Origin of the sequence: Pseudonocardia sp. EC080619-01 (assembly GCF_001420995.1) — a bacterium.
Classification (GTDB): domain Bacteria; phylum Actinomycetota; class Actinomycetes; order Mycobacteriales; family Pseudonocardiaceae; genus Pseudonocardia.
The window spans coordinates 5,511,625-5,523,229 of record NZ_CP012184.1; the positions used below are offsets into that span (position 1 = coordinate 5,511,625).

At 75.1% G+C, this 11,605-nt stretch carries 3 protein-coding genes and 2 pseudogenes; 3 read left to right on the forward strand and 2 right to left on the reverse strand.

Translation table 11 applies throughout. The annotated features are described in order from the left end of the window. Positions 1 to 19 precede the first annotated feature (19 nt). Together AD017_RS25795 and AD017_RS25800 are read right to left on the reverse strand one after the other, a co-directional pair. The gene (locus AD017_RS25795) at positions 20 to 1,882 is read right to left on the reverse strand and encodes an ABC transporter ATP-binding protein (RefSeq protein WP_060575833.1); all 1,863 of its coding nucleotides are present in this window, start codon (positions 1,880 to 1,882) and stop codon (positions 20 to 22) included. Then, complete coding sequence (locus AD017_RS25800; RefSeq protein WP_060575834.1) at positions 1,860 to 3,614, reverse strand: ABC transporter ATP-binding protein; 1,755 nt, start codon at positions 3,612 to 3,614, stop codon at positions 1,860 to 1,862. Before AD017_RS25800 ends, AD017_RS25795 begins: the two co-directional genes overlap by 23 nt. Before the next feature lie 292 nt (positions 3,615 to 3,906). Between AD017_RS25800 and AD017_RS25805 the strand changes: the two genes are divergently transcribed. The 3 genes and pseudogenes from AD017_RS25805 to AD017_RS37525 all read left to right on the forward strand — a co-directional run. Beyond that, the gene (locus tag AD017_RS25805; RefSeq protein ID WP_010232889.1) at positions 3,907 to 4,941 is read left to right on the forward strand and encodes a GDP-mannose 4,6-dehydratase; all 1,035 of its coding nucleotides are present in this window, start codon (positions 3,907 to 3,909) and stop codon (positions 4,939 to 4,941) included. A 139-nt stretch (positions 4,942 to 5,080) separates the two neighbouring features. After that, positions 5,081 to 11,227 (forward strand): annotated as a pseudogene (locus AD017_RS36565) (type I polyketide synthase); the annotation flags it as partial. A gap of 141 nt (positions 11,228 to 11,368) precedes the next feature. Continuing rightward, a pseudogene (locus AD017_RS37525) lies at positions 11,369 to 11,602 on the forward strand (hypothetical protein); the annotation flags it as partial. Positions 11,603 to 11,605 lie beyond the last annotated feature (3 nt).

Here is an 11,605-nt window from a genome sequence, read left to right on the forward strand (position 1 = left end):
CGGGTCGGTCGGGGAGCGGTCAGGGGGTGCGGGCGGAGTGCAGGCGGGCGTAGGCGCCGCCGGCGCGCAGCAAGGTGTCGTGGGTGCCCTGCTCGACGATCCGGCCGGACTCCATGACCACGATCAGGTCGGCGTCGCGGATCGTCGACAGCCGGTGGGCGATGACGAAGCTGGTCCGCCCGGTGCGCAGGGTGGCCATGGCTCGCTGGATCAGCAGCTCGGTGCGGGTGTCGACGGCGCTGGTGGCCTCGTCGAGGACGAGCACCGCCGGCCGGGCGAGGAACGCCCGCGCCACCGTGATCAGCTGCTTCTCCCCGGCGCTGGCGCCGCCGGAGTCGTCGTCGAGGACGGTGTCGTAGCCGTCGGGCAGGGTCCGGACGAACGTGTCGACGCAGGTGGCGCGGGCCGCCTCCGCGATGTCCTCGCGGGTCGCGTCCGGCGCGCCGTAGGCGATGTTCTCCGCGATCGTCCCGCCGAACAGCCAGGTGTCCTGCAGGACGAGCCCGAAGCGGGAGCGCAGGTCGGCGCGGGTCATCGTCGCCGTGTCGGTGCCGTCCAGCAGGATCGTCCCGCCGTCGATCTCGTAGAAGCGCATCAGCAGGTTGCCCAGGGTGGTCTTGCCCGCGCCCGTCGGGCCGACGATCGCGACGGTGCTGCCCGGCTCGACGCGCAGCGACAGGTCCTCGATGAGCGGGGTCTCCGGGGTGTAGCGGAACGACACCCGGCGGAACTCGACGCGGCCGGCCGGGGCGCCGGGCGTCGCCGGGGTGCGCGGCTCGGGCTCCTGCTCGGGCGCGTCGAGCAGGGTGAACACCCGCTTCGCCGAGGCCACCCCCGACTGCAGCCGCCCGGCCACCGAGGCGATCTCGACGATCGGCTGGCTGAACTGGCGGGCGTAGAGGATGAACGCCTGCACGTCGCCGAGGGTGAGCGAGCCGGAGAGCACCTTCCAGGCCCCGACGACGGCGACCACCAGGTACCCGAGGTTCGCCACGAACATCATGACCGGCTCCATCGCGCCGGACGAGGTCTGGGCCGACGCCCCCGCGCGGTACACCGCGTCGTTGCACTCGGCGAACCGGCGCTGCGCCTCGGCACGGCGGTGGTGGCCGCGGATGAGGGCGTGCCCGGTGCAGACCTCCTCGACGTGCGCGTTGAGCGCGCCGTTCGCCTCCCACTGCGCGGTGAACTGCGGGTGGGCGCGGCGCCCCAGCCAGGTCGCGAGCAGCCCCGACACCGGCACGCTGAGGATCATCACGACGGCCAGCGACGGGGAGATGACGACCATCAGCGTCAGCATCGCGACCAGCGAGAGGATCGAGGTGATCAGCTCGGCGAGGGTCTGCTGCAGGGTCTGCTGCAGGTTGTCGACGTCGTTGGTGGTGCGCCCGAGCGTCTCACCCGCGGGGTGCCGGTCGTAGTGCCGCAACGGGAGCCGGGACAGCTTCGCCTGCGCCCGGCCCCGCAGGTCGTGGATCACCCGCCACACCACGGACGCGACGATCCGGCCCTGCGCGAGGGTGAACAGCGACGCCCCGATGTAGACCACGAGCAGGACCAGCAGCAGCCGCCCGACCGACGCGAAGTCGACGCCGGTGGCCGGTCCGGGGCTGCCGGCGGCGTCGCCGCCGGGCCCGCCAGGACCGAGCACCCCGACCGCGACGAGGTCGGTGACCCGGCCCAGCAGCAGCGGCCCGACGGCGTTGAGCGCGATCCCGGCGACGCCGGTGAGCAGCGCGAGCGCCACCGGGCTGCGGTGCGGCCGCAGCAGCCCGACGAGCCGGCGGGCCGGGCGGTCACCCGGCCCCGGGGGTGCTGCAGCACCCGCAGCACCCGCGGCAGGCGTGGCCGGGTCCTGCTCAGTGACGTCCGGCGAGGCCATGGGCGGCGTCCTCCTCGGTGAGCTGCGAGTGCGCGATCTCGCGGTAGGTCGGGCTGTCGCGCAGCACGTCGTCGTGGGTGCCGTCGGCGACGAGCCGCCCGGCGTCGAGGACGACGACCCGGCCGGCGTCGCGCGCGGTGGAGACCCGCTGGGTCACGGTGATCACGGTGGCGCCGGCGGTCCACGGGACCAGCGCCGCCCGCAGCGCGGCGTCGGTGGCCTGGTCCAGCGCGGAGAAGCAGTCGTCGAACAGATACACGCCGGGGCGGCGGAGCAGGGTGCGGGCGATGCACAGCCGCTGGCGCTGGCCGCCGGAGACGGTCGTGCCGCCCTGCGCGACCTCGGCGTCCAGCCCGCCGGGCATCCGGGCGACGAACCCGTCGGCCTGCGCGACGCGCAGCGCCTCCCAGAGCTCGTCGTCGGTCGCGTCCGGACGCCCGAAGCGCAGGTTGCTCGCGACCGTGCCGGCGAACAGGTAGGGGCGCTGCGGCACGAACCCGACGGCGCCGGTCAGCACCGCCGGGTCGAGCTCGCGCACGTCGGTGCCGCCGACGCGGACGGCGCCCGTGGTCGGGTCGACCAGCCGCAGCACCAGGTTCAGCAGGGTCGTCTTGCCGCTGCCGGTGCTGCCCAGCACCGCGACCCGCTCCCCGGGCTCGACGGTCAGGCCGATCCCGTCCAGGACGGCGCGTTCCGCGCCCGGGTAGCGGAACTCCACGTCGTCCAGCTCCACCCGGCCGGTGGGGCCGCGCATCGGGACCGGGTCGGCCGGTGCCGGGACGCCCGGTTCGGTGTCGAGGACCTCCATGATCCGGCCCGCGCACACCCGGGCCCGCGGGACCTGCAGGAACACGAACGCGACCATCACGACCGACATGAGGATCAGCGACAGGTAGAACAGGAACGCGCTGAGCGCGCCGAGCTGCATGACGCCCGCGTCGATGCGCCGGGCGCCGACCCACATCAGGACGACCGTGAACAGGTTCATCAGCAGCAGCACCAGCGGCAGCATCGTGGCGATCAGCCTGCCGACCCGCTGGGAGAGGTCGAGGAACGCGTCGTTGGTGCGGGTGAAGCGCTGCTGTTCGTGGTCGTCGCGGACGAACGAGCGGACCACCCGCACCCCGGTGATCGACTCGCGGAGCAGCCGGCCGAGCCCGTCGAGGGTGACCTGCATCCGGTCGTAGAGGGTGCCCATCCGGGCCAGCAGGAGTCCGAAGCAGACACCCACGACCAGCACGAGGACGACCAGCAGCAGCGCCAGTGGCACGTCCTGCTGCAGCGCGAGCACGACGCTGCCCACGCACATCAGGGGAGCGGAGACGACGACGCCGAACCCGGACCGGGCGAGGTTCTGGACCTGCTGGACGTCGTTGACCGTCCGGGTCAGGAGCGACGCGGTGCCGAACCGGCCGACCTCCCGGGCGGAGAAGTCGAGGATGCGGCCGAACACCGCGGAGCGCAGGTCCCGGCCCATCGCGGTGGAGGTGCGGGCACCCAGCGCGGTCGCGGCCAGCGCCGCGACGATCTGCGCGACGGCGACCCCCGCCATGATCGTCCCGAGCTCGGCGATCCGCCCGGGATCGGCCCGGACCACCCCCTCGTCGATGAGGGCCGCACCGAGCGTCGGCAGCAGCAGCGTGCCGGCGATCTGCACGGTCTGGAGGACGACGAGCACGCCCGCCGGTCCGGCGTAGCCGCGCAGCTGGGCGCGCGCGAGTCTCGACAGCACGTGAGGACACCCCGGTTCACGGCGGCCGCCGCGGGCCGCCCGGTGGACGGTGCCGGTGGCAGACCGGCCAGCACAGCCGACCAGACCGCGGACCCGGAATTCACCAGTTCCGCGCACGATTTTCCGCGGCCGCACTCGTGAATTCCCTACACCCCGGAGAATTCGTTGACACCGTCTCACGGACCTTGCCAGCGTGCGGCGTGTCTCTCGTCCGGACAGCGTATTCGCCGCCGTGCCGACGGCCGGTCGACGCGTGTGGGCGGGCTCGGTAACGGTCGAGAAGGGAATCCCCATGTCCAAACGAGCTCTCATCACCGGAATCACCGGTCAGGACGGGTCCTACCTGGCGGAGCACCTGCTGTCGCAGGGCTACCAGGTCTGGGGCCTGATCCGGGGGCAGGCCAACCCCCGCAAGACGCGGGTCAGCCGGCTGGCGTCCGAACTGGACTTCGTCGACGGCGACCTGATGGACCAGGGCAGCCTGGTCTCGGCCGTCGACACCGTGCAGCCCGACGAGGTCTACAACCTCGGCGCGATCTCGTTCGTCCCGATGTCGTGGCAGCAGGCCGAGCTCGTCACCGAGGTCAACGGCACGGGCGTGCTGCGGATGCTGGAGGCGATCCGCATGGTCTCCGGGCTCTCGCCGTCGCGGACCGCGTCGCCGGACGGACAGATCCGCTTCTACCAGGCGTCGTCGTCGGAGATGTTCGGCAAGGCGGCGGAGACCCCGCAGCGTGAGACGACGCTGTTCCACCCGCGCAGCCCCTACGGCGCCGCGAAGGCGTACGGCCACTACATCACCCGCAACTACCGCGAGTCGTTCGGGATGTACGCGGTGTCGGGCATGCTGTTCAACCACGAGTCGCCGCGCCGCGGCCAGGAGTTCGTCACCCGCAAGATCTCCCTGGCGGTCGCCCGGATCAAGCTCGGCCTGCAGCGCGACCTCGCGCTGGGCAACCTCGACGCGGTGCGCGACTGGGGCTACGCCGGCGACTACGTCCGCGCGATGCACCTGATGCTGCAGCAGGACGAGGCCGACGACTACGTGATCGGGACCGGGCAGATGCACTCGGTGCGCGACGCCGTGCAGATCGCGTTCGACCACGTCGGGCTGGACTGGCGGGACAACGTCGTCGTCGACCCGGCGCTGGTGCGCCCGGCCGAGGTCGAGGTGCTGTGCGCCGACAGCGTGCGGGCCCGCCGTCGGCTGGACTGGACGCCGGAGGTCGACTTCCCGGAGCTCATGCGGATGATGGTCGACTCCGACCTGGAGCACGTGGCCCGTGAGAACGAGTACGGGCACCTGCTGCTGGCCGCCAACTGGTGAACCGGCGGGCCACACACTAGGGATTTCCGGCCCGAATCGTCCGCACAATCGTCGGTGGTGAGCTCCTCCGCCGCGCGGCGGAATGGAGCGGCGATTCGGTTCCCGCCGGACGTGTGCGGAATTCCGGCGCGATTGTCGAGTGGGCGTCGGCTGCGAGACGGGTGGAGTTGGGATGGACAACGAACAGAAGCTCCGGGACTACCTCAAGCTGGCCACGGCCGATCTGCGCCGCAGCCGCCGGCGGGTGAGCGAGCTGGAGTCCGCCGCCCAGGAGCCGATCGCCGTCGTCGGGATGGCCTGCCGCTATCCCGGCGGTGTCCGCAGCCCCGAGGACCTGTGGCGGATGGTCGAGGCGGGGGAGGACAGCATCACGCCGTTCCCCACCGACCGCGGCTGGGACACCGCCGCGCTCGCCGGTTCGCCGACGGCGTCCGGCGGGTTCCTGCACGACGCCCCCGACTTCGACGCCGAGTTCTTCGGCATCTCCCCGCGCGAGGCCGTCGCGATGGACCCGCAGCAGCGGGTCGTCCTGGAGTCCGCGTGGGAGGCGTTCGAGCGGTCCGGGATCGACCCGGTCTCGCTGCAGGGCAGCCGGACCGGCGTGTTCGTCGGCGCGATGGCGCAGGACTACCGGGTCGGCCCGGCCGACGGCGCCGAGGGCTTCCAGCTCACCGGCAACACCGGCAGCGTCCTGTCGGGACGCATCTCCTACACCTTCGGCACGGTCGGCCCGGCCGTCACGGTCGACACCGCCTGCTCGTCGTCGCTGGTCGCGGTCCACCTGGCCACCCAGGCCCTGCGCGGCGGCGAGTGCTCGCTGGCGCTGGCCGGCGGTGTCACCGTGATGTCCGGGCCCGGCACCTTCATCGAGATGGGCCGGCAGGGCGGCCTGTCGGCCGACGGCCGCTGCCGTTCCTTCGGCGACACCGCCGACGGCACCGGCTGGGCCGAGGGCGTCGGCCTGCTCGTGCTGGAGCGGCTGTCCGACGCGCGCCGCAACGGGCACGAGGTCCTCGCGGTCGTCCGTGGGTCCGCGGTCAACCAGGACGGCGCCTCCAACGGCCTGACCGCCCCGAACGGCCCGTCGCAGCAGCAGGTCATCGAGCAGGCGCTGGTCAACGCCCGGCTGTCCGCGGGTGACGTCGACGTCGTCGAGGCGCACGGCACCGGCACCACCCTCGGCGACCCGGTCGAGGCGCAGGCACTGCTCGCCACCTACGGCCGCGACCGCGACGCCGGGCGCCCGCTGCTGCTCGGCTCGGTCAAGTCCAACATCAGCCACACCCAGGCCGCCGCCGGCGTCGCCGGCGTGATCAAGATGGTGATGGCGATGCGGCACGGGGTGCTGCCCCGCACGCTGCTCGCCGAGGACCCCAGCCGGCACGTCGACTGGTCCCCGGACACCGTCCGGATCCTCACCGGGAACACCGGCTGGCCGGCCACCGGCGCACCGCGCCGCGCCGCCGTCTCGTCGTTCGGGATCAGCGGCACCAACGCGCACACCATCGTCGAGCAGGCCCCCGAGCCCGAGCCCGAGGCGGCGGACGGGGACGATGGCCCGCCCGCCGACGAGCCCGCCCGTACCGAGCCCGGCACGCTGCCGGTCCTGCTCTCCGGCCGCACCCCCGAGGCGCTGCAGGCCCAGGCCGCCGCGCTGCAGGACGCGCTCGCCACCGCCCCCGGCACCCCGCTGACCGACGTCGCGTGGTCGCTGGCCACCACCCGGACCGCGTTCGCCCACCGCGCCGTCCTGCTCGCCGCCGACCGCGACGCCCTCGCCGGGGACCTCGCCGCGCTCGCCGCCGGGGACCCCGCGGCCGCCCGCGACACCGTGACGGGCGAGGCCCGCGCGGAGGACCGGCTCGCCGTGCTGTTCACCGGGCAGGGCTCGCAGCGGATCGGCGCGGGGCGCGAGCTCGCCGCCCGCTTCCCGGTGTTCGCCGAGGCGCTGGACACCGTGCTCGCCGCGTTCGACCCGCACGTGCAGGGCCCGCTGCGCGAGATCCTCCGGGGCCCCGCCGACGGCCCCCCCGACAGCTCCGACGGCACCGACGAGGCCGCCGCCGCGCTGCTCGACGACACCGCCCACGCCCAGCCCGCGATCTTCGCGGTCGAGGTGGCGCTGTACCGGCTCGTGACCTCGCTCGGCGTCACCCCGGGCCACCTGCTCGGCCACTCGGTCGGCGAGATCGCCGCCGCGCACGTCGCGGGCGTGCTGTCCCTCGACGACGCGGCCACCCTGGTCGCCGCCCGCGGCCGTCTGATGTCCGCGCTGCCCACCGGCGGCGCGATGGTCGCGGTGCAGGCGTCCGAGTCCGAGGTCGAGCCGCTGCTCGACGGGTACCGCGACCGGGTCTCCGTGGCCGCGGTCAACGGGCCGTCGGCCGTCGTGCTGTCCGGCGCCGACGAGGCGGTCACCGCGATCGCCGGCCGGCTCGCCGACGAGGGGCGCCGCACCCGGCGGCTGCGGGTCAGCCACGCGTTCCACTCGCCGCTGATGGAACCGATGCTCGACGAGTTCCGCGCCGTCGTCGAGGGACTCGACCTGCAGGCGCCGCTGATCCCGATCGTCTCCGACGTGACCGGCGAGCTCGCGACCGTCGCCCAGCTCACCTCGGCCGACTACTGGGTCGAGCACGTCCGCAGCGCCGTCCGGTTCGCCGACGGCGTCGACTGGCTCGCCCGCCACGACGTCACCGCGTTCCTGGAGCTCGGCCCGGACGGTGCCCTGTCCGCCATGACGCGGGACTGCCTCGACGCCGCGGACCCCGCCGCCACCGCGTCCGTCGCCGTGCCCGCGCTGCGCGCCGGGCGGCCCGAGGAGCAGACCCTCACCGCGGCACTGGCCGCGCTGCACACCCACGGCACCGCCGTCGACTGGGCGGCCTGGTTCGCCGGAACGGGCGCCCGCCGCACCGACCTGCCCACCTACGCGTTCCGGCGCCGCCGGTTCTGGCCCAAGGCGATCCAGACCGGTGCCGCCGACCTGCGCTCGGCCGGGCTCGGCGCCGCCCGCCACCCGCTGCTGTCCGCCGCGGTGTCGCTCGCCGACTCCGAGGGCGCGCTGCTCACCGGCCGGCTGTCGCTGCAGACCCACCCCTGGCTGGCCGACCACACCGTGCGCGGCACCACGCTGCTGCCCGGGACCGCGTTCCTGGAGCTGGCGGTGCGGGCCGGTGACGAGGTCGGCTGCGACCGCGTCGAGGAGCTGACCCTCGCCGCCCCGCTCGCCCTGCCCGAGCAGGGCGGGGTCGCGGTGCAGCTGTGGGTCGGGGCCCCGGACGCGGGCGGCCGCCGCACCCTGACGGTCTACGCCCGGCCGGACACCGACCCCGACACCGAGCACGACCTCCCCTGGACCCCGCACGCCACCGGTGTCCTCGCCGTCGCCGGTGCGGCCACGGCGACCGTCGACGCGACCGAGTGGCCGCCCGCCGGGGCCGAGCCCCTCGCGGTCGACGACCTGTACGACCGCCTCTCCGAGAACGGCTTCGGCTACGGGCCGGCGTTCCGCGGGCTCACCGCGGCCTGGCGCCGCGACGACGCCGTCCACGCCGAGATCGTGCTGCCCGAGGCCGGCCGCGCCGACGCCGACGCGTTCGGCCTGCACCCGGCCGCGCTCGACGCCGCCCTGCACGCCGCCGGGTTCGTCGAGCTGGGCGAGCGCAGCCGCGGCGGGATGCCCTTCTCCTGGGAGGGCGTCACCCTGCACGCGAGCGGTGCGGGGACCCTGCGGGTGCGCCTGACCCCGGTCGCCGACGACGCGATCGCCGTCGCGGTCGCCGACGGGACCGGTGCGCCGGTCGCCACCGTCGACTCGCTGGTGCTGCGCGGGGTCGCCGACCACGACGTCGACTCCGCGGGCGCGGTCGCCCGGGACGCGCTGTTCCGGCTCGACCGGACCCCCGTCACCCCGGCCGGGGAGGCCCCCGGCAGCGTCGTGATCGCCGGTCCCGACGTGCTCGGCCTCGCGGCACACCCCGGGCTCGGCGCCACCGCGACCGCGCCGGACGGGCGCGACGGCGTCGCCGTGCACCCGGACCTGGCCGCGCTCGCGGACGCCGACGGGCCCGCCCCCGAGGTCGTGCTGCTCGGCCTCGCCGGGGGGACGGGGCCCGCGGAGGCGCACCGGTGTGCCTCCGAGGCGCTCGCCGCCGTCCGCACCTGGCTCGACCACTCCGACCGCTTCGACGGGTCCCGGCTGGTCGTCGTGACCCGCGGCGCCACCACCGGCGACGACATCGCCGCGGCGGCCGCGTGGGGCCTGCTCCGTTCCGCCCGCTCGGAGAACCCGGGCCGCTTCGCGCTGCTCGACCTCGCCGCGGACGCCGACCTCGCCGACCTCGCCGACCTGCCCCTCGGCGCGCTCACCGCCGACGAGCCCGAGCTCACCCTGACCCGCGACGGGCTGCGGGCCACCCGGCTCGTGCGCCGGCCCGCCCCGCGCGACGCGGGGGACGGCCCGTCCTTCGGCGACGGCGCCGTCCTGGTCACCGGCGGGACCGGCGGCCTCGGCGCCGTCGTCGCCCGGCACCTGGCCGCCGCGCACGGCGTGACCGACCTGCTGCTGGTCAGCCGGCGCGGCCCGGCCGCCGACGGCGCGTCCGAGCTGGTCGGCGAGCTCGCCGCCGCGGGCGCGCGGGCCGACGTCGTCGCCTGCGACGTGACCGACCGCGACGCTGTGGCGGCCCTGTTCGGCGAGCACCGGGTCTCGTCCGTGGTGCACACCGCCGGGGTCCTCGACGACGGCACCGTCGGCTCGCTCACCCCCGAGCGGCTCTCGACGGTGCTGCGCCCGAAGATCGACGCCGCCTGGAACCTGCACGCCGTGGCCGGCGAGCAGGACGTGGAGCTCGCCTCGTTCGTGCTGTTCTCGTCGGTCGCCGGGGTGTTCGGCAGCCCCGGGCAGGCGAACTACGCCGCCGGCAACGCCGCCCTCGACGCGCTCGCCGCGCACCGCCGCGCCGCCGGCCTGCCGGGGCTCTCGCTGGCCTGGGGCCCGTGGGAGCGGACCGGCGGGATGACCGGTGGCGTCTCCGACGACGACATGGCGCGGATGGCCCGCGCCGGGACCCCCGCCCTGACCGTCGAGCAGGGCCTGGCGCTGTTCGACGCCGCGCTCGGCTCGGCCGACCCGGCCGTCGTGCCGGTCCGGCTCGACCTGCCCGCCCTGCGCGCCGCCGGGGACGTGCCGCCGCTGCTGCGGTCGCTGATCCGGACCCGGGCCCGGCGCACCGCCGCCACCGGCTCGGCGACCGCGAGCGGTCTCGCCCAGCGCCTGGCGCGGCTCGACGCCGAGGGCCGTGAGGAGCTCGTGCTCGACCTGGTCCGCGGCCAGGTCGCGCTGGTGCTGGGCCACGCCGGTGCCGACGACGTCGACGCCGGTCGCGCGTTCCGCGACCTCGGCTTCGACTCGCTGACCGCCGTCGAGCTGCGCAACCGGCTCGGCACCGTCACCGGGCTGCGGCTGCCCGCCACCCTGGTCTTCGACCACCCGACCGTCCGGCACCTCGCGGCCCACGTCACGGCCGAGCTGCTGGGCACCGAGGCCGAGGTCCTGCCCGCGAACCGCGCGGGCGCCGACTCCGCCGACCGCGACGACCCGATCGTCATCGTCGGCATGGCCTGCCGCTACCCGGGCGGGGTCTCCACCCCCGACGAGCTGTGGCGGCTCGTCACCGAGGGCACCGACGCGATCTCCGGGTTCCCGACGAACCGGAACTGGGACGTCGAGGCACTCCACCACCCGGACCCGGACCACCCCGGCACCACCTACAGCCGGTCCGGCGGGTTCCTGCACGAGGCAGGCGAGTTCGACCCGGCGTTCTTCGGGATGAGCCCGCGCGAGGCGCTGGCCACCGACTCGCAGCAGCGGCAGCTGCTGGAGACGTCCTGGGAGGCCGTCGAACGGGCCGGGATCGACCCGTCGACGCTGCGCGGCACCGCCACCGGTGTGTTCGCCGGGGTCATGTACAGCGACTACAACGCGGTGCTGGCCGGGCCCGAGTTCGAGGGCTTCCAGGGCGTCGGCAGCTCGCCGAGCCTCGCCTCCGGCCGGGTCGCCTACACCCTCGGGCTGGAGGGGCCTGCCGTCACCGTCGACACCGCCTGCTCGTCGTCGCTGGTCGCGATGCACTGGGCGATGCAGGCGCTGCGCACCGGGGAGTGCTCGCTGGCACTCGCCGGTGGCGTCACCGTCATGTCCACCCCGGCGGCGTTCGTCGACTTCGCCCGCCAGCGCGGCCTCTCCCCGGACGGCCGCTGCAAGGCCTTCTCCGACGACGCCGACGGCGTCGGCTGGTCCGAGGGCGTCGGCATGCTCGTGCTGGAGCGGCAGTCCGACGCCGTCCGCCACGGCCACGACATCCTGGCGGTCGTCCGCGGGTCGGCCGTCAACCAGGACGGCGCGTCCAACGGCCTGACCGCGCCGAACGGCCCGTCGCAGCAGCGCGTGATCCGCCAGGCGCTGGCGAGCGCGGGGCTGTCCACCGGCGACGTCGACGTCGTCGAGGCGCACGGCACCGGCACCACCCTGGGCGACCCGATCGAGGCGCAGGCGCTGCTCGCCACCTAAGGCCGCGACCGGGACACCGACCGGCCGCTGCACCTCGGCTCGCTGAAGTCGAACATCGGCCACACCCAGGCCGCCGCCGGCGTCGCCGGG